At 55.2% G+C, this 21162-nt stretch carries 19 protein-coding genes; 8 read left to right on the top strand and 11 right to left on the bottom strand.

Annotated elements, in window-relative coordinates; genetic code table 11:
* The first annotated feature begins 14 nt into the window (after positions 1-14).
* Positions 15-668 carry a hypothetical protein gene (locus tag IJT02_02740; GenBank protein ID MBQ7543838.1) on the top strand — a complete coding sequence of 218 codons (654 nt, stop codon included), beginning with the start codon at positions 15-17 and terminating at the stop codon, positions 666-668.
* Between the two features lie 64 nt (positions 669-732).
* Here IJT02_02740 and IJT02_02735 read toward each other — a convergent pair whose 3' ends face one another.
* The 11 genes from IJT02_02735 to fliE form a co-directional block, all read right to left on the bottom strand.
* On the bottom strand, positions 733-3282 hold the full coding sequence (locus IJT02_02735) for a flagellar hook-basal body complex protein (GenBank protein ID MBQ7543837.1): 2550 nt from the start codon (positions 3280-3282) through the stop codon (positions 733-735).
* Between the two features lie 103 nt (positions 3283-3385).
* Entirely contained in the window at positions 3386-3847 is a 462-nt protein-coding gene (gene flgD, locus IJT02_02730; protein ID MBQ7543836.1) for a flagellar hook assembly protein FlgD, read from the bottom strand.
* Between the two features lie 16 nt (positions 3848-3863).
* Positions 3864-5537, bottom strand: coding sequence for a flagellar hook-length control protein FliK (locus IJT02_02725; GenBank protein ID MBQ7543835.1), 1674 nt, complete (start codon positions 5535-5537; stop codon positions 3864-3866).
* 12 nt (positions 5538-5549) lie between these two features.
* The gene (locus IJT02_02720) at positions 5550-6251 is read right to left on the bottom strand and encodes a hypothetical protein (protein MBQ7543834.1); all 702 of its coding nucleotides are present in this window, start codon (positions 6249-6251) and stop codon (positions 5550-5552) included.
* Between the two features lie 3 nt (positions 6252-6254).
* Positions 6255-6830: a lytic transglycosylase domain-containing protein gene (locus IJT02_02715; protein MBQ7543833.1), complete on the bottom strand. Its 576-nt coding sequence runs from the start codon at positions 6828-6830 to the stop codon at positions 6255-6257.
* Positions 6831-6833: 3 nt separating this feature from the next.
* Complete coding sequence (gene fliJ / locus IJT02_02710; protein ID MBQ7543832.1) at positions 6834-7283, bottom strand: flagellar export protein FliJ; 450 nt, start codon at positions 7281-7283, stop codon at positions 6834-6836.
* A gap of 3 nt (positions 7284-7286) precedes the next feature.
* Positions 7287-8645, bottom strand: coding sequence for a flagellar protein export ATPase FliI (fliI, locus tag IJT02_02705; protein ID MBQ7543831.1), 1359 nt, complete (start codon positions 8643-8645; stop codon positions 7287-7289).
* Entirely contained in the window at positions 8642-9592 is a 951-nt protein-coding gene (locus tag IJT02_02700; GenBank protein ID MBQ7543830.1) for a hypothetical protein, read from the bottom strand. The genes fliI and IJT02_02700 overlap by 4 nt, the downstream gene beginning before the upstream one ends.
* Positions 9585-10613 carry a flagellar motor switch protein FliG gene (gene fliG, locus IJT02_02695; GenBank protein ID MBQ7543829.1) on the bottom strand — a complete coding sequence of 343 codons (1029 nt, stop codon included), beginning with the start codon at positions 10611-10613 and terminating at the stop codon, positions 9585-9587. The genes IJT02_02700 and fliG overlap by 8 nt, the downstream gene beginning before the upstream one ends.
* 65 nt (positions 10614-10678) lie before the next feature.
* Positions 10679-12256, bottom strand: a complete 1578-nt coding sequence (gene fliF, locus IJT02_02690) for a flagellar M-ring protein FliF (GenBank protein ID MBQ7543828.1) — start codon at positions 12254-12256, stop codon at positions 10679-10681.
* 22 nt (positions 12257-12278) lie between these two features.
* A complete protein-coding gene (gene fliE / locus IJT02_02685; protein MBQ7543827.1) occupies positions 12279-12620 on the bottom strand; it encodes a flagellar hook-basal body complex protein FliE in 342 nt (113 codons plus the stop codon).
* 273 nt (positions 12621-12893) lie between these two features.
* Here fliE and IJT02_02680 point away from each other — a divergent pair, with 273 nt between their 5' ends.
* The 7 genes from IJT02_02680 (at position 12894) to IJT02_02650 (ending at position 21150) form a co-directional block, all read left to right on the top strand.
* Positions 12894-14489 (top strand): DUF4139 domain-containing protein, encoded by a 1596-nt coding sequence (locus IJT02_02680; GenBank protein ID MBQ7543826.1) that lies wholly within the window; start codon positions 12894-12896, stop codon positions 14487-14489.
* Between the two features lie 2 nt (positions 14490-14491).
* On the top strand, positions 14492-15649 hold the full coding sequence (locus IJT02_02675) for a hypothetical protein (GenBank protein MBQ7543825.1): 1158 nt from the start codon (positions 14492-14494) through the stop codon (positions 15647-15649).
* Complete coding sequence (locus tag IJT02_02670) at positions 15646-16746, top strand: LptF/LptG family permease (GenBank protein ID MBQ7543824.1); 1101 nt, start codon at positions 15646-15648, stop codon at positions 16744-16746. Before IJT02_02675 ends, IJT02_02670 begins: the two co-directional genes overlap by 4 nt.
* Positions 16743-17561 carry a UDP-2,3-diacylglucosamine diphosphatase LpxI gene (gene lpxI, locus IJT02_02665; protein ID MBQ7543823.1) on the top strand — a complete coding sequence of 273 codons (819 nt, stop codon included), beginning with the start codon at positions 16743-16745 and terminating at the stop codon, positions 17559-17561. The genes IJT02_02670 and lpxI overlap by 4 nt, the downstream gene beginning before the upstream one ends.
* Complete coding sequence (locus IJT02_02660) at positions 17536-19176, top strand: dicarboxylate/amino acid:cation symporter (protein ID MBQ7543822.1); 1641 nt, start codon at positions 17536-17538, stop codon at positions 19174-19176. The genes lpxI and IJT02_02660 overlap by 26 nt, the downstream gene beginning before the upstream one ends.
* On the top strand, positions 19173-20297 hold the full coding sequence (locus tag IJT02_02655; protein MBQ7543821.1) for a lipid-A-disaccharide synthase: 1125 nt from the start codon (positions 19173-19175) through the stop codon (positions 20295-20297). Before IJT02_02660 ends, IJT02_02655 begins: the two co-directional genes overlap by 4 nt.
* Positions 20298-20373: 76 nt before the next feature.
* On the top strand, positions 20374-21150 hold the full coding sequence (locus tag IJT02_02650; protein ID MBQ7543820.1) for a DUF4198 domain-containing protein: 777 nt from the start codon (positions 20374-20376) through the stop codon (positions 21148-21150).
* Positions 21151-21162 lie beyond the last annotated feature (12 nt).

Raw genomic sequence — 21162 nt, 5'->3', positions numbered from 1 at the left:
GGAGGCAGTGAACAATGAAGCGTACAATTCTTGCGGCCCTGCTTGTGGTGATGCTGTGTGCTGCTGCTGATGCTGCTTTGCCGAAGACCTACAAGGAGTTCAAAGCGCGCTACCAGACAGAGGCCAAGACGTACAAGGGAGCGGTGAAGCTGTACTTTGAGGCGGTGTTTGCGTACATCAATGAGGACACACGCACGGAGGGCGGAAAGATGCTGCGGTACGTTCTGCGTTCAGAGACACCTATAGACCGTTCGCAGTACTACTCTACGTTTGCGGAGAGGCTGAAGAGCCCGGCATACCAGCATATCTTCAGGAGCTTTGCTGAGGGTTCGTCCCCAGAGAACAACTACGCGATGAACCCTGACGACTTCGAGCTGATGTTCGAGGGACAGCCGCAGAGGGAGAGCACGTACCTTCGCGTTCCTCTGAGGAGCTCGGGAGCGGACAGCCTGCGGTTCGTGTGGGTGAAGGATTTTGACGGCCTGTGGTTCGTCATCAACAACGCCTCAACCTACGTAGAAGTGAAGCCCATGAAGTCGGAGATTGAGCGTCGCAACAGGGCATTCGACGCGGATTACGACGACGAAGACCCTCCGGCCAAGACAGAGCCCGCTAAACCGGCAGAGAGTGATCCGGGCGACCTGCCGTTTGAGTGGAGCTTGGACTAGGCGCAAAAACGCACAAAAATCCCCCTGCCCATTGACGAGCGGGGGGAATGCTTTATCTTTCCGTTTATCTCTTCAGGTTCACGACTTCTTCAAGTATCTGGTCGCTCACCGTTACGACTCTTGTGTTGGCCTGGAAGCCTCTCTGGGCAATGATGAGGTGCGTAAATTCCTCCGTCAGGTCGACGTTGGACATCTCAACGTACTGCGACATTATAGAGCCCTTGCCGTTCGTTGTTGCTCCGTCGATGTTGGCGTTGCCGGAGTTCACTGTGGCCTGAAACATCGTGTTTCCGACTTTCTCGAGGCCCTGCTCGTTGGCGAAGGTTGCGAGTGCCACACGGTACAGCGGAATGTTTATGCCGTTGTCGTAGCTTCCTGTGATTACGCCGTCGACTGCTACGGAATAGTTCTTGAGGACTCCCATCGTGTAGCCGTCCTGATAGATGGGCTTCGTGGTGGTCTCGGAGGCGAACTGAGTTACGCCGTCGAGTGCTTCTCCGCCCTTGCCGACTCCGCCGCCGAAGTTCAGCGTGATAACACTGTTGGGCTGGCCGTTGAGGCTGAAGGGCAGAGAGATTTCTACCTCTGCGTTCGGGTGCGTGTCGTCAGTTCCGCGCCTCTGGTTGTCGCTGGTTACTGCGTTGCTTATCCTTCCCGAACCGTCAAACTCAATTTCTCCTGAATGCGGTTCAGGTATGATGTTCACGAGCTTATCCTGCCCCGACTCGTCCTTCTCGACAAGAAACGCTTCCCACCTCCAGCGGTTCTCCGTGAGCTTCTTGAAGGTTACTTCGAGAGTGTGTGTCTTGCCGTTGTCGTCGTAAATCGTGAGCTTCGTTGCATGGTAGCCGCCCTGATACGTTGAAGCTACGGTGCTCCACTCTCCTGCTGATGAAACGTCGCCGGGAATATCGAGGCTCTTGGCCTGCTGGAAGTTCAGGGTGTCAGTCGCGGAGGAAGCCTGGCTTGACGTGCCGACGCTTATCTGTAAGTTCGGCCCAACGTCGCCGTCTCCGCCGTAAGGCACTGAACCTGCAACAATACGGTAGCCCGCCGGTGCGTTGTCGTTGTTGACATCTTCCCAGTTCACGGAGTCAAACGTTCCGTCTGCGTTGAAGTACACTGTGGCTTCAAGTTTGTGCATTCTGGGCTGTACTTCAGCGGTAATCTCCGTGCCGTTGTTCGAGGCTACCCAGTCAGCATTGCTCCAGCCGTAATACCACAGCGTCATTTTTGAAGCGTTCGTAGACATGTCGGAGTTGATGCCGTCAGCGCGGTCTACGCTCTCGTCGAACTCTGCGATGAAGTCATACGCTACGTTCACCGGCTCGCCGTCTGCCGCATTCTCTGTGGTCAGCGTAGGTGCTCCTGACAGACGGAAGTTCGTGTAGTTCATGTTGTCCTTGATGTTGTACGTGAATACTGCAGGGTTCGGCTTTATGCTCGTGCCGCCGAGTGCTTCCTCGTTCTCGAGGTCTGCCGCAAGCCCGGCTGTAGTTGCACGGTTGGTTACGTCGTTTCCGTCCGCGTCAAGGAACGACAGCGAACGTACCTTCATAGTCCCGGAAATGTCGTCATACTCCACCGCAAAATACTTCGGAGGAGTTGAGCCCGGGAATTTGTAGATCGGCATGTATGTATCAAGCGTGCTCTGTACTGTTCCCGCCGGAATATCATCTACGGCATCCACAAATTCAAGCGAGTTGCTCAGCCAGCCGACAAACGTTCCTTCGTCGCCGGTCTCGACTTCTTTGGTTAAAACATATTCGCCCTCAGCATTGATGTTTATCTTGGGGAGCGAAAGTGTAGGAAGGCCTGTCTCGCCATTTACGTTCGTCATGTCAAATGTCAGGTCTGTGGTCTGCCCGGCATTCTGCATCGAAACCGTGAGATAGTTTATGCCTGAACCGTCAAGATTTGCAGACGCGTTGAAGTCCGTAACAAATGCCATCTCGTACTCCGTGCCGTTCATCGAGACTAAGGCTTTGCCCGTAGTGCTCCCGTTCCACGCGGCGTTTGTGTTGAATGGAAGGTCCGCAAACCCGTAAGGCAGGTACGCACTGCTTCTGCTGTCAAGGTTGCACTGGTAATCCACACGCGTTGTAGCCTTAGCGTCTATCTTCTGCCCCAGCGGAATATTCACCGTCGAAAGCTCCGCCGCCTGCGCGTACTCTCCTGTTGCCGGCTGAAGCTCCATTTCGTAGCCCTGCAGCTTGTAGCCCTGACCCGACATGACCATATCGCTGTTTGCGTCGAGCGTCAGTGCCCCCGAACGCGAATACAGCTGCTGGTTGCCGCTCTGGTACACAAAGAATCCCTTGTCCTGAATCATCATGTCCGACGGGTTGCCCGTGTACTGCCCCGAACCCTGCGTGTGAATCGTCTCTATCGCCGACACGCTCACTCCGAGACCTACCTGTGCCGGGTTTATGCCTCCGCGCGCGTCCCCCGCTCCTGATGCGTACTTGTTCGCCTGGTACATCAGGTCAGCAAATATCGTGTTGTCCTTCTTGAAGCCGGTCGTGTTTACGTTGCTTATGTTGTTGCCCGTTACGTCGAGCATCGTCTGGTGAGCGCGAACACCCGTTACTGCTGTGAATAATGCCCTGAGCATGTTATCTGTCCTTTCGCTGTGATTTTATCGTCCTAAACTTAATTATCGGCGGGCGTTCTCCTGTTCTCGCCTAAATGCCTCATCCGTGAGAGCAAAAATTATTCTACCCTATTTCGCTTACTCCTTGAACATCCTCAAGGTTCACTTCGCCTTCCGTTGTGTCGAGCACAATCTGTCCGTTCGGGTCGAACCACACGTGATTCACGATTGCAGCAACCTGCTGTGCTTCCGTGCCCTCGCCCTTCGTGAAAGCTACTGCCTTCCCGATGTACTGCACTGCGCTGAACCTCGTAGAGTCTGCCATTCCCTCGAGCGTCTTGTTCATGTTCTGCATCTGCTCGAGACTCGAGAATGTCGCCATCTGCGAGATAAACTCTCTGTCCTCCATAGGGTTGAGCGGGTCTTGGTTCGACAGCTCTGCGATCAACAGCTTCAGGAATGCATCTTTGCCGAGCGTGTCATTAGTGGCGTTCGTTACGGCTGAGGCACTCTGCGTGCTGGTTGTGGTCTGGAGCTGTGCTATGTCTGCGGGATTGGTGTAGTTGGTTACGTCTGTTACCGGCATGTTTTCCCCTCCTTCGTTATGCTACCCAGTAAAGCAGCCCGTCTTCAAGGTCTATGCGGAACTCTTCGGTTTCGTCTTCGTCGTCAGCCGTGCCCGAATAAGGCAAATACCCCCGCTCTTGGCTCTGGGGGTTCTGCTGGCTTCCCGAATTGTCCTGCTGAACGTCCACCGTGAACGCCGCAACCTGGACTCCCTGCTGGGATAAATTCATGCGTAATTCTGATAATTGGTCTTGCACCAATTGTCGGATTTGCTCGCTCGCTACTTTAATTGTCGCCTCAACGCCCGATGTGCCTTCAGCAAGCTCTACGGAGATTCTGCCGAGCGCAGGAGGGTCAACGATCACGCTGGCCTTGTGCACGCCGTCAGCGCGTATGAACCTCACAACGTTAGTGAGGCCGTCCCTGAGCGTCGAAGCCTGCGTGAAGTCTGCCGTTCCCCTGAGGTTCAGCGGTGCGGGCACGGACGGTGAAGCGTTCCGTCTCGCGGTCATCACTCCCTCGAAGTACGCGGCGAACTCAGAGCGCGAGTCTGTCCTGTGCGTTGTGGCTGAGGCTGTGCGTTCGGTCGTCTGGGTGCGCGGGGCTTCTGTTCTGCGTGTGTCGGTGCGTGTGCGCGATGAAGCCTCTCTCGAGCCGTTACCCTGTTCGCCGGAGTCCTGATGCCGGGGCTGTCCCTGCTGGTCTTGGCCGGAAGTCTCCTGCTCTTCCGCGCGCGTAACAGGAACTTCACGTGAAGCCTGCGTCGTTTCCGTCTGCTCGGGAGCTTCAGCCTCCTCTTTCGCGGCAGGTGCATCAGTCTTTGCGGCTTGTGTCTCTCTCTGGCGAAGAGGAATCTGTAATGCCGGACGTACTTCCTCATCTGTGCTGGTTATGCCGACCTGTACGGGTGCTGCCGGGCGCGACCGCATGTCCCTCAGCTGAGCGTTCAGCATTTCCGCCAAGCCTGCCCAGTCCGAAGCTTCCAGCGAAATTTCCGGCACGTAGTCCGCTGTCTCCTCGTCCTCATCGTCCGCCTCCTCGTCCCCGTAATCATCAGCGGGCACAGGCTGTACTTCCTCCGCAGGCTCTCTCGTGATGTGAACTGCACGGATTGGCATCCGCCCGTCAGAACTCTCCTCATTGTTCAGGCGTTGAATAATTGCTTCGGCGATTCTGGCGACGTTCTCCCGCACATCTTCGGGGAGCTCGGCGATCACCTCGTCAATATCCGCGCCTTCAAGCACACGGTCAGCTATCTCCTCCCCGTCAACGCCCTCTGCTTTCTCCGCAAGTAAGCTCTTTACCTGCCGGGCGAACTCGTGCACAGCCTGCGTTGTTGTCGGTGCCGTCGGTGATGGAGGTTCGGGGTCGTCTGGTGTGTCGTCTTCCGGCCAAGTTACAGCGTCTTCATCAACCTCTGCGGTTTCCGGCACGACTTCAACAGGATTCCCGTCTTCAGGAGCTTCTTCGGCGGGCTCAATTTCCGGCGGCACAAAGAAGCTGTTTCCCGTGAACGCAATCACAGGCTCTTGAGTTTCCGGCACAGAAGGAATCTGCGGCTCTTCAGCAATCATCGCCTCCGTCATACCGTTGATTATGCTCTCGAACAGCCCGGGCTTTGAGACTGTCTCTCCAGGCTGCCCTTGAAGTGCTGCTGCCTGCATTAATTGCGGCTGTATTATCTGCAATGACGCGAATATATCTGACATGTTCAACGCCTCCTAGTGGTTGTTGTTGCGGGCCATAGACATAAGCTCAGTGATTCGTGCGGCCTTCGCGGGCTTAAGCTTGCCCATTATCGATGCTCTTGCGTCGTTGGGAAGCCTCATGAGGAGTTCAACTGCCATCGTATCCCTGAGCTGCTCGATGATTGCGGCGGCATTACGTGCTGACATTTCGCGGTAAGTTCTGGCTACCTGGTTGATGAGCTCCTGCTCCGTCTCGGTCGGACCGTCGGACTCCTGGCTGGCCGCCGCCGCCTCCTGAGCCTGAAGCCTCCTCTGCTTCCTCGACACATCACGCGACAACTCCACAAGCGCGAGTTCCCTGCTCTCGTAGACCTCCATGCGCGCAATGTCCCGGCTCTCCATCGAACGCTCCTGAGCGTCAAGCCTCCTCTGCCACTGCTCAAGCTCCACTGCCCTGCGTTCAGCAACACTAAGCGCGTAGAACTCCGGGACGTTGAAGAACTCTGCGAGCTGCGGGCCGAAGTAGGGCACCTTCGGGATGATCGTCCAGAACAGCGGGCGGCCGTCCCATATTCCGCTGAGGTGCATTCCCGTAGCAGTCCCGAGCGCGAGAAGCAGAAGCCAGAAGAAGAACGTTAATTTCCCCATGCCCTTCTTCTTCTTTTTGCGGCGGACTATTACTGGTTCTGACGGTGCGTCTGCGGCAGGTGCAGCGGCTGGTCTTTCTTCTGCCATGTACTAGCTCATCTCCCTCAGCTTGCGGTAAATTGACATGATATTCTTCACGTAACGCTTCGACACTTCAGGGATGTTCCCTGCGTCAACTCTTGCCGGGCCCGCGTTGTAGGCCGCTAATGCCTTCTCTATGTCCCCGCGATATTTATCGGTAAGGTCAGAAATGTATCTTACGCCGCCTTCTATGTTCTGTTCTGCGTTGAAGGGGTCAGTTACTCCGAGCATCGCGGCAGTTCGGGGCATTAACTGCATGAGCCCCTGAGCTCCCTTGTTCGAGACTGCCTGCGTGTCCCATCCCGACTCCACCTGAATCATCGCGCGTATGAGCTCGCTGTCAATGTTGTACTTTTCCGCGCACCTGTCGATAACTTCCTGAAGTTCCGTGTAGCTGGTCTTGCCCGAGACTGCCCCCGCACTTCTTGCGCGCCGTCCTATCCCGCTGACCTCGTCCATGACTTCCACGAACCTGCTCTTTACCGGCGCAGAACCCTGAGTGTGATACAGGTCGGGCATTATGCGGTGATTGATCTCCTCGATGCGGCTAAGTACCCGCGTTATGTTGGTGAGGTTCGGTCCCATGCGTCAAACATCTCCTTTGCGTGAATACTGCATCGTTGCTACGTCGTCAAGTTCGTTCTGTTCTATGCCCAGCTGTTCCTGGAAGTCCTCTTCCCTGAGGTGCTCTATGTACGTCTCCATTATGCGCACGTCCTTGTGTCGTTCGACGAGGCGGGCTTCTGTTCCGGCAATGCGCGTCCTGACTTCCGCTAGGGATGACATACCGCGCGAAATGTCCGAGTCTATTGCGTCGATGAACTGCCGCTGAAACCACAAGTCATTTGCGCTCACTGTCTGCGTTCCCGCTGTGCTGAAGTCCATTATTGCCTGTCTTTTCTCGCCCTCAAGCTGTGTGATGTGCGTCATCACGGCACGTTCCTCGCTGCGTTCTGCGGCAAGGATTGCCTGTTCGTTCTTGCGGCTGTCCTCGCGAATCTTGAGGATTCGGTTGAATGTAGCTATTCTTTCCTGCATTGTTTAACCTCCCTGCTGGTTGGGGTATGGTGCAAGTTCCTGCAGTCTCTTATCAGTTTCGTCAAAACTCGTGGGGTCTTCCACTCTCTGCGACAGGAATCCCCTCACCGCCTCCATGTTAGCTAGTGCCCAGTCAACACGCATGTTGCTGCCTGTCTTGTACGCGCCGATGTTGATTAGGTCTTCGGACTCTGCGTAGGTCGCCAGCAAGTCCCTGACACGTCCGGCGGAATCAAGGTGTTCGCGCGAAACCAGAGCCGGCATTACGCGGCTGACGCTGTCGAGGACGCTCACGGCCGGGTAGAAGTTCCGTGCGGCGATTTTTCGCGACAGCACAATGTGCCCGTCGAGAATACCCCTCACCGTGTCGGCAACAGGTTCGTTCATGTCGTCGCCGTCAACAAGCACCGTGTAGATTCCCGTGATGCTCCCGACTTCTCCTGCGCCTGCGCGTTCAAGCAGACGGGGCAGCATCTCGAACACTGAGGGGGTGTAGCCTCTCGTTGCGGGGGGTTCGCCGATTGCGAGGCCGATTTCGCGCTGAGCACGGGCAACACGCGTAACTGTGTCCATCATCAGCAGAACGTCTTTCCCCTGATCCCGGAAGTACTCGGCTATTGCTGTGGCGGTCATTGCGGACTTAAGGCGGATTAACGCGGGCTGGTCGCTTGTAGCTATCACCAACACAGAACGCTTCAGGCCTTCCGGGCCAAGATCCCGCTCGATGAACTCCCTGACCTCACGGCCTCTTTCACCCACAAGCGAAATCACGTTCACGTCCGCAGTCGTGTAACGTGCCATCATGCCCATCAATGTGCTTTTTCCCACGCCCGAGCCCGCGAAGATGCCGATACGCTGTCCCTTGCCGAGCGTCAGCATTCCGTCAATGACTCTAACTCCCACGCTTAAAGGAGTGTCAACCATTTTGCGCCTCAGCGGGTGAGGAGGAGTAGCATAGAGCGGGTAGAAGTCCGTCGCAACTATCGGGCCTTTGTCATCGATGGGATTCCCCAAGCCGTCGAGAACCCTGCCGAGAAGCGCATCTCCTACAGGGACTTCAAGCGGCCTGTTCGTCGAAACAACATCACAGCCCGGCCCGACTTCCTGCAGAGCACCGAGCGGCATCAACAGCACTCTGTCATCACGGAAGCCCACAACCTCAGCATCAAGTTCGTGCGAGCCGTCCCTAAACTGTATGTGGCACAAGTCCCCGACTCTCACGTCAGGCCCTTGCGACTCCGCAACAAGCCCGACAACCTGAACTATACGCCCGTTAATCTTTATCAGCGGCTTCTGCAGAAGGTCTACCGCGAAAAGCTGGAACAGTTCGCTTGCCTGCCTTGCCGGTGCTGTGGCTGTCATTGATGGTCTTCCTTCCTGACCTGCTGGAAGATCTCATCAACAACGGCCTCAACCTGCCCCATCTGCGTACGCCACCTCGCGTCGTAAATTCCGAGTCCCGTCTCGACGATACAGCTTCCCGGCTCAATGTTGGGGTCTGCCTTGAGCTCGAGACGTTTCGTGCCCCTCAAGGCCTCGCGGAATTTCGCGTCAAGTTCGCCCTCAAGGTGCTTCATGTCGTCGGGAGATACGTAGATGAGAATCTGATTCTTGTCGCTGAGCCGTGAGAGAAGCTCCGACAACACGGTGTCTATCGTGTCGGGGTTAAGCTCGACCTGACGGAACAGCATACGCCTGAGCATCTCCGTCCACACGCGAATCATTCTCGGTTCGTTGAGGCTGACGAGCTCCGCGAAATCCTCTTCCAGCTTCTTGCCGAGATTCTCGATTACCCCCGCAAGTGCCGCGAACTTATCGAGGTACTCGCGCTCGACTTCCTCACGTGCTTTAGCCATGCCTTCTTCATAGCCCTTTTTCGTGCCTTCGGCGATGGCTTTCTCCCGTGCCTCGTCAGCGATTTTCTTGGCCGCAGCTTTTGCCTCGCCCTCCAGCGTCTTCCTGCGCTGTTCGTAGTCTTTCTTCACGGAAGCTATTTCGCCCTGAACACGCGCAATCTCGTCCTGAAGCTCAACGTTCCTGACCTCTGCAGTGCTCAGGCTGGCGGTGAGCTGCCGGACGCTCGCGGTGAGTTCGTCGATCTCCCTGCTAGTTTTCTCGGAGACGGTTACCTGAACCTTCGGGGAAGGCTTAGGCTCGTGCGGAGCTGGCTTCTCGGGGCGGCCGGCTTTCTGCTCGGGGGGTTTCTCTCCGTCCTGGCGAATCTCGCTCTCGAGAATGCCTATCTTCACCGCCTGCGGAAGAAGCCTGACGGTTCGCAAAACTCTCTGATGTGCAAGACCGTTAGACAATCATATCGTCCCCTCCGCCCGAAGCTATCACTATCTCGCCCTTCTCCTCGAGACTGCGGATTACGTTCACGACCTTCTGCTGTGCCTCTTCAACGTCCTTGACGCGCACAGGCCCCATGAAGTCCATGTCTTCCTGAAGCATTTCCGCCGCACGCTTGGACATGTTGCGGAGGTACTTGGTCTTGAGGTCTTCCGTCGCACCCTTGAGGGCAAGGCTGAGATCCTTCATGTCAACTTCACGCAGCACCCTCTGAAGCGCACGGTCATCAAGCCGCATCGAGTCCTCGAACACGAACAGACGCTTCTTTATCTCTTCGGCAAGTTCCGGGTCGTTCTCCTCGAGGTACTCCATGATGTTGCGCTCGGTTGCCCTGTCCGTGCTGTTCACGATGGCAACAACCGCATCTATTCCGCCCGCAACGGTGAAGTCCTGTCCCATTACAGTACTGAGCTTGCGTTCAAGCACTCTCTCTACCTCCCTGAGAACTTCAGGCGTAATCCTGTCCATGTTAGCGATACGTTTCGTTACGTCGGCCTGAAGTATCGGGTTGAGGCCGCTAAGTATCATTGCCGCCTGCTGTGGCTCAAGGTACGACAGAATAAGCGCGATTGTCTGCGGATGCTCGTTCTGAATGAAGCCGAGTATCTGCCCTGCGTCCGTGTGTCTCATGAAGTCGAACGGCTTGACCTGCAGGCTTGCCGTAATCCTTGCGAGCAAATTCTGTGCCCTCTCCGGGCCAAGTGCCTTCTCCAATACATCGCGCGCATACTCTACTCCTCCTCTTGCCATGAACTCACGCGCCATCAGAATCTCTTGCGCTTCCTTCAGGACCGTGAGCTTTACGTCCGGCGTAACCTTGCGAAGGTTAGCGATTTCCAGCGTGATGAGCTCTATAGTCGAGTCATCAAGTTTCTTGTAGACTTCGGGGGCTACGTCAGCTCCGAGAGAAACCATCAGCACTGCTATCTTCTCGCGGCCTGAAAGTCCCTTTGCGGCTTTGTCGTCCTTCTTTGGTGGCATGTAATCACTCCTTGCTGAAAAAAATACTCCCCGTTATCTCACAGGGAGCATCAAGAATCATCATTCTAGCTGTCCATTGAGAGCCACTCATTGACGAGCGTAGCAATCTCTTCGGGATGGCTCTTCGCGTACGCCTTAAGCTGTTCCTCAAGCACAGCCATTTCACCCTGAAACGCCAGCAGGTCAGGTGAAGTAAGCATCTCCTGAATCGTCGGCACCTTCTTGCCGGCCTCCTCGATCTCCTGAACCGCAAGCCGTGCCCGCTTCATTCTGACCCACACGTACAACGCCACCAGAATCAGCAGCAGCACGAAGAACGCCGCGACAGAGCCGTAGATTATCTTCCACATTCTGTCCTGACGTAGCTGGTCTGCCATCGCGTCCGCAAACGCCGTCGAGAAACGCATTGCCCGCACAACTAGACTGTCTCCGCGTTCACGGCTGAAACCTATCGACGACGCTATTACCTCCTGAATCGCCTCTAAGCGTTCCTCGTTGATTTCGTTGTACTTGTCGTCAATCAGCACGCTCGCAGACAGTCTCCGCACTCCTCCGGGAGTTACGACCTGATCGCCTTTGCGGGTCGTGATCTCGTAGTTCGTCGTCGAGTTCGAGCGGTTATACTCACTCTCTACCGTTGTCGAGTTTATCGCGTAGCCGGGAATGTTCGTCGTTGTTCCGGGATTTCCGTTGACGGGGTTGCCCTGCCCGGTGTAGCTCTCTTCCTGACGCTCGTTGCTGCGCGGGACTCCTGTGCCGGTCTCGGGGTTGGGCGTGTATTCGACGTAGGAGCTGGTCTTCTTGTCGAAATCAAGGTCTATCCTCACCCTGACGACCGCGCTTCCGGGCCCGAACACCTGCTCGAGCATTATGCGCACCTTGTTCTCGAGCTCGCGTTCGTGCTGGCGTTCAAGCTCGCGCTGTACTGAGGTTACGGCGTTGGTGCCGTCGGGATTGTACATTATCATGCTGTCGGAGACCATGTCGGAGAGTATCCGGCCGTTCGTGTCCACAACCGTAACTGCATCGGGCTCGAGGCCGTCAACTGAGTGCGCAACAAGGTGAATGATGGACTTGACCTGTGTCGGCCCGATTGTTGCTCCCTGCCTCAGACGGAGAAGCACTGACGCGGTGGATGGCTTCTGCTGTTCGAGGAAAAGCCTCTGCTCGGGGATAACTACGCTGACACGGGCATTCTCGACCTGCGACATCTGCGAGATTGTACGCGCAAGTTCTCCCTCAATCGCCCTCATGTAGGCTACTCTCTGCTGAAACTCGCTCATTCCCATGTTCGACTCGTCGAAAATCTCGAAGCCCGTCGTCCCGCCCTTAGGCAGTCCCAGCTGTGCAAGGGCAAGGCGCGTCTCGTAGATTGCTCCGCCCGGCATAAGTATCGCGTTCGCGCTCGGGTCAAGCCTGTAAGGTATGTTGTTCTCCTTCAGGTAGTCGACAATAGCCGCCTGGTCGTTCACCTCAAGGCCTGCGTAAAGCGGCTCGTATGTTGTCCCGCCAGACATGAAGATCATCGCCGCAAGACCAGCTATCACTATGAAGATGGCAAAGAATATCGATGCCCTCTGCCATAACTTAAGGCCTCCCCAAAAAGTCAGAAACGAGGCCGCCCAACGTTTCAAGCTATCCATAATCGCCCACGATCGCCCACGTTTAGCCCGTTATCCTTGAGAGTGCCTGATAAGCATCGAGGAACTTGTTGCGCATCTCCATCACGAGACGGAGAGCTGTGTCCGCTCGGGAGGAGGCGAGCACGACTTCAGAGATGTCCTCAACGTCCCCTATCGCGAGGTCTCTCACCTTTTTTTCCGCGTCGAGCTGGAGGGTATTCACTTTCTTGATGGACTGGGTCAGCATATCCTCAAACGACAATCTCGGAGCTTCCTTCTCACGTTCCCTATGGTTCGCTGCGTATGTGCTGTATACACTTCTGGCGGCTTGCTGTGTTCCGCTCTGACCATATACCTGCGAAAAATCTATCAATAGGCGATCCATTACATAGTCCTCCCGGTGAGATATTTAGTTGTCGCTCCGTCGATATGCTTCATGATTTATGTATGATTATGATGCGCGGTACATCAGCAGGCATTCATCCTGAAAGCCAACCGAATCATAAAAATTTTTCCGCCCCTTCTTGGAATTTTATCCCGTTAATTGTACACCCATACAAAAATTTTCAGCCGTCAAATTCCAAATTCTTACTGAGTATGCAATATAATAACATGCGAATTTTCCATTACACAACCAATACCGAAAGGGGATACTTTCATGAAAGCTTTGATGTTATCGTTGATGCTGCTGGCGTTGTCTGCGTGTGCCTGCAGTGCTCTTGAGCTGCCCGACACCTACACTGGAACAATAGCCGCCCTCAATTTTTACCCCAGCGGCGCGAGGTTCGAGTTCCTCATTGAGCCGCAAGGAGAGGACGGGACGTTCGAGGCGTATCTTCCCGGCGCGTTTTCTGCGGAGTCTGTGAAGCTCCTGAACCCCGAGAACGTTTTTGGGGACATCAAGACGGAGAAGCGCACCCGCACGAAGTGGACACCGCCACAGCTTGAAGCCCTGAAGGCCGAGCAGGAAGCGCAGTCCCAGAAGGTCAGCACGCTCGCAGCACATCAGGCCTCGCTTGAGCAGACGCTGAAACTCTTGAAGGCCATCGAGCCCGACAGAGCCGACAACCCTACTGACCTGCTGGACTACATAACCAGCGCGCAGGCACTCCGGCAGAAGACAGAAGACGAACTCGCGACGGTGAAGGCCGAAGTTTCGCGGGAGAAGGAGATTCTGACGATGCTGACGAGCCAGCTGAACTCGCGCCGTCCTTCGGGAGAGAGCAGCTATCTCGTCGTAACAGGACGCGCTAAGGGCACGGTGAGGCTTGAGGCTTCGACGGGCTCGGCGAGCTGGAGACCCCGTTACGCGCTGAACCTCGACAGCGAGTCGGGGGACATTGAGGTTCAGATGTTCATCAGGGCATCGCAGAGGACAGGCCTCGACTACACGGGTGCGTTCTCCCTTCACACAAAAACTCCCGACGAGAACATCAGCAACCCCGATCTTCAGCCTATCAGGGTCTCGATAAGGCCCAGACAGGAGAGAGTGATTGCGACCAAAGGCATGAGCTTAACCCGCACTAACAGGATGTACGAGTCCGCACGTATGGCGGCACCTATGGCGGGGAACATGGCGGCTTTCGATGAGGATACTGTGGCGGAGGACTACTACGCAGAGCCAGAATCAACCGGCCCGGCGGTTCAGGAGAGCTTATCTGACAGGGCAGTGCGCGTCGAAGGCACGATAACCGGCGACGGCCAAGAGAGAGAGTTTGAGGTTGCGCTCGGCGGGCTGAAGCTGAAAGCCAAGCCGATAATCATGCTCATTCCCGAGCAGAAGGACAAAGCGTGGATAATCGCCAGCATGGACGAGGACAACGACAAGCTGATTCCCGGCAACGCAGAGCTCAGAGTTGACGGCAGTCCCACAGGAAAAATCTTCCTCGAGGAGTTCGGCACGGGACAGAGACGTATACCGTTCGGCTATGCGGATCAGATCACCGTGAAGAAGGAAGCGTTAATCGGCAAGACAGGAGTCTCGTGGTTCAGCGGGGTGTTCATGAGCGGCTACAAGCTGGAGATAACCAACGGCACGAGATCCGACAAGGTGATAACAGTCCGCGACCGCCTGCCTGTTCCGACGGATGAGAAGATAAAGCTCGACGTGAAACGCATTGAGCCGAAGGAGAAGGAGAAGGACGCGGAGAACCGTTACACGTGGGAAATCACCGTGCCGGCCGGGAAGACAGAGACGATCATAGTGGACTACACGCTCTCTTATCCCAGCGGCGAGGAACTGGAGTACAAATAGTTATGGGCGGAAACAATTTCCTGAAGTGGATAACAGTTCCTCCCGTCGTTGCGATTGCCACAATAATGCTCGCCCGCGCAATGGGCACAGGGAACGTCTCGGGTGAAGTTGACCTGTCCGTGTGGGGGCTGGTGTGGCTGCTGTTCATCGTGATAAGCGTGCTCTACGGGCTGTTCATAGCTCACGGCTTCAGTCAGGGGCTCGTCCCCCTTCAGGCACTTGCGCAGGGGATACTTCTATGCCCGATGTCGATAATGTACGGCGCAAGAATGTTCCAGTGGCTCGGGGTGATTTTGGCGGTGTGCGGAGCGGCGGCACTTGTCGTTGCGTACAACCAGACCGAAGCCGAACGCAACAAAGTCGTAGTGCTTGAGGTTGAAGACGACCTGAAGCAGCTTCCCGTGAACTTCGCGATAACCGACGAGACGGGAGCGATACTGAACCTCACTGACGACATGCTCGAGGTACTTGGCCTGTCGCGGCTGAACATGCTGGGCAAGAACATTAGCGAGTGGTTCAGTCCCGTGTCAAAGACTGCGGAGATTAACGGCAAGATTTGGGACATCAAGCGCATATCTATCGACGACGGAAGACGCTTCTACTTCGAGCTGAACCCGAAGGGGCTTCCGACCGGTGAAGAGTCCTCCGAAGGCGGAAGCACGTCAGGCGGAGTAGTTCTGGCATTTACCGACGAGGACACACAGCTTCACACGTTCAACTACGGCTTCGCGAGAATAAGCGACGAACTCTACAGGGCTGGGCGTTACGGCAGAGCAGTAAGCGCAGTGATGCTACGTCTCGTGTTCCCGCAGTTATTGCCGTCTGATGACATGGACAAGTACACGCGGCCTTTCAGGGCATACAGTGCACGCGTAATCAACAACATCCGGCAGTCCGACACTGCTATCCAGACGGGAGAGTTTCAGATTCTCGTTGTGCTGTCGGAGTGCCCGTACCAGATGGTCGAGAACGTAATAGAGAGGCTGACGGCTATCACGAATGCCCTTGTGCCGACGTTCGAGGAGTTCATGCATGTTACGGTGCTGAGCGTCTATGAGACCTTCGAGGGCGGAAACAACGTGCCGAGTGCTCAGGAACTCATTGACCGCATGACCAACGCAATGACCCGGAAATATTCGGCTAATGCACTGTCAGAATGAGACGAGGGCTGCTCAACAAATTAATACTCGGCTCATGTGCAGGGCCTTTCGTGTTCGGGATATTAATCTTCGTGCTTATCTTTGTGGCGGGAGATCTGCTGTTTCAGGCGGCCAAGCTCATAATTGAACAGGGAGTGGCCTTCGCTGTCGTTGCGAGGCTGTTCCTGTACCGTTTGCCTGAAGTGGTGATAATGACCGTTCCGATGTCGTCCCTGCTCTCTACTCTGCTGGGAATGTCCACGCTCAACGGAGGCAGTGAGTTAATCGCGCTTAAGTCTCTGGGAATACCCTTCAGAAGAATCCTGCGTCCCATACTCTTTGCGTCAATTCTCATCTCAATAACTGCGCTCGGCTTCAATGAAACCTTTGTGCCGTTCGCGTCGATAGCTGCTGACCGTCTGATGAAGTACGAGATAATGAAGAATCAGGCGGCGGCAGTTCAGGAGAAAGTGTTTCTGCGCGAGGAGGAGAAAGGACAGCTAAAACGCGTGCTGTACATCGATGAGCTTGACCCGAACGAAGGCAAAATGAGCGGGATAATGATGCATGAGTTCGACGACGGGCATCTTGCGACAACGCTTCATGCACAGCGCGGGATGTGGCAGAACTCGCAGTGGTGGATAGAGGACGGCAGAATCTACAGCATTTCCCGTGAAGGCGAGGTGTCCTTACTGTTACGGTTCGAGCGTCAGAGGCTGGCGATTCGTCTTTCACCCGAGCAATTGCAGAGGAGCACCCGCAAGCCTTCGAGCATGTCTGCACACGAGCTGTGGAGCTACATAACACAGGCTGGCACTGCAGGTACAGACCTATCCAAGCTCTGGGTAATGTTTCACCTGAAACTTGCCGTCCCTTGGGCGTGCGTGATTATGGCTGTTCTCGGTGCAGGGTTCGGAGCATCGAGGCGCGGGAGAAGCGGAGGAGGCGTGGGCTTCGGGATAAGCGTTGTTATGGTGTTCGCGTATTACGTTGTTATGTCGCTGTGCCGTGCGCTCGGGGAGTCGGGGAACATTCCGGCGGTTCTGGCGGGCTGGGGGCCTAACTGCGTGTTTCTGGTTATCGCGCTGTTCTTCGCGTGGAGGGTAGACAGGATTTGAGCACGGCACTTATCGCAGGACAAGGAATATTGCCCGTAGAGATAGCTAGGAGACTGCGGGAACTTCAGCCCGAAACGCTGATACTTGCCCTGCGTGATGACCCCGAAGAGTTAGCACCGTACGCCACGCGCCTCGTGAAAATGCGTTCTCCGAATCTTGGCCGGGGCTTGCGTGAGATAAAGGCGTTCGGTTCTGACAGGCTGATAATGGCGGGCAGGATTCCCAAGAGAATTATCTACTGCCTGCCTCTTCTGTTCGACAGATTAACCCGTTCGGTACTGCGGAAGAGCCTGCGTGATGACCATTCGCTTCTTGGTGCAATAGTCAGCGTGTTCGAGGCGAAAGGGATAACGGTTATCCCGTACTGGCAGATACTCCCGGAATTTATCGCCTCGCGCGGGAAGCTATCTTCACGTTCGCCGAATGAGCAGGAACAGCAGGACGTAGCTTACGGCAGAGAGATTCTGCGCGTAACATTGCCGTGTTCGTTCGGACAGGCTGTGTGCGTTGCGGGCGGAGCTGTGGTAGCCGTCGAGGCTATGGAGGGCACGGACAAGATGATTCATCGTGCGGGAGAGCTCGCGGGGCGCGGGGTTGTGGTGAAGATGATGCGTACGGATCAGGACATGCGCTACGACCTCCCGACTGTCGGGACACGAACCATCGAGGCAATGCGTGAGGCGGGGTTGTCGTGCCTTGCGGTTGAGGCGGGAAAGACGCTGATACTCGAGCCGGAGAAGTTCTTTGCGCTCGCAGACAAGTACAAGATAGCGGTATGGGGGATAGACAATGAAGTTCAAAGTAACAGTAAATGAAGCAGACAGCAGAGAGACATTAGGCCAGATTTTGACTTTCGTCCGTGAAAGCCTCGCGTCAAAGAAGCTCGAGACGAAGGAGAAAAACCGCGCCGAAATTCTGTGTGAAGAGTCGCTGCTCAGCCTTATGGAGCACGCAGATTTCACGAAGAGAAAAGTAATCAGAGTGAGTATCAGAAAATTTTTCGGCGACGTGATCATCGAGCTGGCAGTTCCGGGCAAAGAGTTCGATTTTGCAGAGAGTATCAACGTGCCGGATGTGCCTGATGATGAGGACGACATTGCTCCTGATGCCGAAGCAGCGATACGTAATCTTATTCTCAGCTCCTACAGCCATATCATAAAGTACAAGCATTATCAGATGTATAATGTCATCAGGATAAAGGCGTTCGTGTCTGCGTATTCAATGCTGTACAAGACTCTGGGGGCTCTGCTGTCCGCCGTAATCTTCGGCCTTGCTGCGGAACACATTTTCTCTGAGGATACCATAGCCTACCTGAATGACAATGTGCTTATGCTGGTACAGAACATATTCCTCAACAGCATGAAGATGTGTACAATCCCGGTAGTGTTCTTCTCTGTGATGCCCAGCGTTGCCGACATAGGAGACGTGTCCGGCTTCAGGCGATCCGTCGGAAAACTCCTGGCGTGTTTCCTGAGCATACAGGTCCTGGCGGTAGCTCTGGGCTTCGGCTTGGTGATGCTTTTCGGCACGGGCAAAGGCGCATACGTTACGCCTGCCAGTCCCGCAGACATTCAGGGTGCGTCATTCTCAATGACCGATATGCTGAGAAACATAATCCCTGAAAATATAGTCAGCCCTTTCCTGAACAGCAACACCCTTCAGCTGATTGTTCTCGGGGTCATCGTAGGTATAGCCGCTTCAGCGAAGGACGCAAAGCTGATTCGCAGTTCAATCCGCGAACTCAACGACGTGTTCATGAAGATAGCAGAGTTCTTTATGAAGTTCATTCCGATCGTAGTGTTCTGTTCCGTCGGATCGATAGTGCTGACTGAGGACATCCGCACGCTGGCATCTTTGGCGGGAATATTCTTCACGGTAATTCTGGGCTTCATACTCCTGAACGCTTTTTACTTGTTCATGATAAAGTCCGCCGCGAAGCTCAACCCTCTTCGCATGTTCAAGAAAGCTGTTCCGGCAATGATAACCGCGTTCGGCACATGTTCAGCAACTTCTGCGATACCTGACAGCATGAAAGCTGCTGACGACATGGGGCTTCTGCAGAAGTTCTCATCGTTTGCTGTATCGATAGGCGCATCGCTGAACAAGAACGCGTTTTGCCTGAGCCTGTCGGTGATAGTCATGTCCGCCGCGAACATGTACGGTATCCGTTTAACGTGGCTGCAGATAATTTCGCTGGGACTGTCCGTCATCATCATTGCTCCCGGGACTTCTTGGGCACCTGTTATCGCGCTGTCCACGCTGTTTGCTCAGGCGGGATGCCCCGTCAAGTCAATCGGAATGATCATGAGCATCTACACCCTGCTTGACATGGCTGACACAGTTACTTGCTGCAACGGAACTCTAGCCTCTACGCTTATTGTTGCCAAGAGCGGCGGAATGATTGACGAAGAGGAGTACAACCGTCAGTGAGGAATATATTTGTGTCGTGCGGAGAAGTCAGCGGGGACATTTACGCCGGAGACTTTATCAGGGAGCTGCTGAAGGCTGACGGTGATATTTCCGTCTGGGGAATGCTCGGCCCTATGGGCGAGAGTGCAGGAGGCCGTGCAGTGTGGAGTTACGAGGAGCTGAAGCTGATGGGCATTGTGGAGGTTATCCCTGCCCTGCCGAGAATCCTGCGCCTGAAGAACAGCATCACCCGCGAAGTCCTGAGGGTCAACCCTGATGCGGCGGTGTTAATCGACAGCCCGGACTTCCACCTTGTGCTTGCACACTCACTCAGGAAGGCGGGCTACGCGGGAAAAATCATTTCCCTGATTCCTCCGACAGTCTGGGCATGGCGGGCAAGCCGCGTGAAGAACCTCAAACGTGATTATGATTTGTGCCTTCCGCTGTTCTCGTTCGAGCACAAGTTCCTGCTGGACAGGGGAGTGCGTTCGATGTGGAAGGCTCATCCTCTCGTGCATGAACTTGAGGGCGTGAGAGTTCCCGCGTCGTTTGCCGAACGTTTCGGCGGTGAGAGAGTTGTAGCTCTGATGCCGGGAAGCCGACGCTACGACATAAACTATCACCTTGACACATTGCTCGGCACTGCTGAGATTCTTCGGGATGATGGTTACAGGCCTGTGTTCTCGGTAGCTCAAGGCCTGAGCGGTGAGCTTGCTGACGTTCTGAGAGAGAGAGTCAGTGCGTCGGGCTTCGACCTGTGGGAGGACTCGGGACGCGAGCTCATGCTTGGAGCTGAGGCTGTCGCGGGAGTGTCGGGGACTGTTGCGGTTGAGGCCATGCTTCTTGGCCGGTACATGGTCGTTATCTACAACATGAAGCGCGTAACCTACGCAATCTTGAAGCACCTCGTTCACGTGAAGAACATCTCGATCCCCAACATGCTCACGAGTCATCAGGCCTACCCTGAGCTTCTGTGCGATGCCGCGAATCCTGAGAACATAGTCCGCGAACTCAAACGTTACCTCGACGACGAAGCAATACGTCAGGAGACAGATTCCATCCTTCGCGAGGCCAAGACCTTGATGGGCAGCGAACACGCCGCAAAGTTCTGGGCTGAATGCGTCGCCAGCCTTAATGTGTAATTAACCCGTAACACTTTTTCTGCTCACAGTATTATTATTCCTCCTATCCCAAAACTTGTTAGGAGGAATTACTCTCATGAAGCGTTTACTTGCGCTCGCGCTGGCATTATCGCTCGCTGCACCTGCTTTCTCTCACGAACTCACCATCAAGGCACGGGACGAAGCCATGAAGGCCGGAGAGCCCTTCCGTGTTACGGTACAGAGTGCGCACAGGTTCATAGTGCCCGAAGAAGTTGAGGTGCTTTCACGCGTTAAGGCCGGCATCATCGAGGACGGAAAGCTGGTAGAATCATCACTAACCGGCAATGATGCGGAGCTGTGCATTGACTTCACCGTTACGCCGAAGGATTTATCACACTCCGTAATGCTCGTCGCGCTCAAGGACGGCGAGACGTGGTGCGTAACCAACGAGGGCGGCAAGACTGGCGCGCGCAAAGACCTCGAGGCACAGGGCTTGAAGGTTATCTCGGCGAACAAGTACGACAAATACGCTAAGGCACTCTTCAACACGTCGCACGAGGACACGAAATTTTCACAGGTTCTCGGTCATCCTCTGGAGATTGTCCCTGTAACCAACCCTGCAGACGCGAAGGCCGGAGAGTTCTTCACCGTCAAGATACTGCTTAACGGACAGCCTTACACCGGGCCTGTATGGGCGACGTATGACGGTTTCGTAACCGAGTACGAGAACACCTACGCGTATTATACGGAAGCAGAGAATGGAGAAGCATACATCAAGATTACTGCTCCCGGCCTGTGGGGAATCAGGGCGGCGCAGGGCGGACTGCCGGGCGTTGAAGGAGATTACGACGCGCTGAGCCTCCGTGCGTTCCTGCTGTTCGAGGTCAGGTAGTGAGGCGGGGTG

Source organism: Synergistaceae bacterium, assembly GCA_017450125.1.
Lineage (GTDB): Bacteria > Synergistota > Synergistia > Synergistales > Aminobacteriaceae > JAFUXM01.
The sequence above is the reverse complement of the archived record's forward strand: the minus strand, read 5'-3'. Positions and strand labels throughout refer to the sequence as shown.

Excerpts from the sequence above, each read along its gene's own strand:
- fliI (MBQ7543831.1), bottom strand. The coding sequence starts at position 8,645 with ATGACAGCCACAGCACCGGCAAGGCAGGCAAGCGAACTGTTCCAGCTT.
- IJT02_02660 (MBQ7543822.1), top strand. The coding sequence starts at position 17,536 with ATGAAGTTCAAAGTAACAGTAAATGAAGCAGACAGCAGAGAGACATTA.
- IJT02_02670 (MBQ7543824.1), top strand. The coding sequence starts at position 15,646 with ATGAGACGAGGGCTGCTCAACAAATTAATACTCGGCTCATGTGCAGGG.
- fliF (MBQ7543828.1), bottom strand. The coding sequence starts at position 12,256 with ATGGATAGCTTGAAACGTTGGGCGGCCTCGTTTCTGACTTTTTGGGGA.
- flgD (MBQ7543836.1), bottom strand. The coding sequence starts at position 3,847 with ATGCCGGTAACAGACGTAACCAACTACACCAATCCCGCAGACATAGCA.
- fliJ (MBQ7543832.1), bottom strand. The coding sequence starts at position 7,283 with ATGCAGGAAAGAATAGCTACATTCAACCGAATCCTCAAGATTCGCGAG.
- IJT02_02715 (MBQ7543833.1), bottom strand. The coding sequence starts at position 6,830 with ATGGGACCGAACCTCACCAACATAACGCGGGTACTTAGCCGCATCGAG.
- IJT02_02650 (MBQ7543820.1), top strand. The coding sequence starts at position 20,374 with ATGAAGCGTTTACTTGCGCTCGCGCTGGCATTATCGCTCGCTGCACCT.
- IJT02_02725 (MBQ7543835.1), bottom strand. The coding sequence starts at position 5,537 with ATGTCAGATATATTCGCGTCATTGCAGATAATACAGCCGCAATTAATG.
- IJT02_02740 (MBQ7543838.1), top strand. The coding sequence starts at position 15 with ATGAAGCGTACAATTCTTGCGGCCCTGCTTGTGGTGATGCTGTGTGCT.
- IJT02_02675 (MBQ7543825.1), top strand. The coding sequence starts at position 14,492 with ATGGGCGGAAACAATTTCCTGAAGTGGATAACAGTTCCTCCCGTCGTT.
- fliE (MBQ7543827.1), bottom strand. The coding sequence starts at position 12,620 with ATGGATCGCCTATTGATAGATTTTTCGCAGGTATATGGTCAGAGCGGA.
- IJT02_02680 (MBQ7543826.1), top strand. The coding sequence starts at position 12,894 with ATGAAAGCTTTGATGTTATCGTTGATGCTGCTGGCGTTGTCTGCGTGT.
- IJT02_02720 (MBQ7543834.1), bottom strand. The coding sequence starts at position 6,251 with ATGGCAGAAGAAAGACCAGCCGCTGCACCTGCCGCAGACGCACCGTCA.
- IJT02_02735 (MBQ7543837.1), bottom strand. The coding sequence starts at position 3,282 with ATGCTCAGGGCATTATTCACAGCAGTAACGGGTGTTCGCGCTCACCAG.
- fliG (MBQ7543829.1), bottom strand. The coding sequence starts at position 10,613 with ATGCCACCAAAGAAGGACGACAAAGCCGCAAAGGGACTTTCAGGCCGC.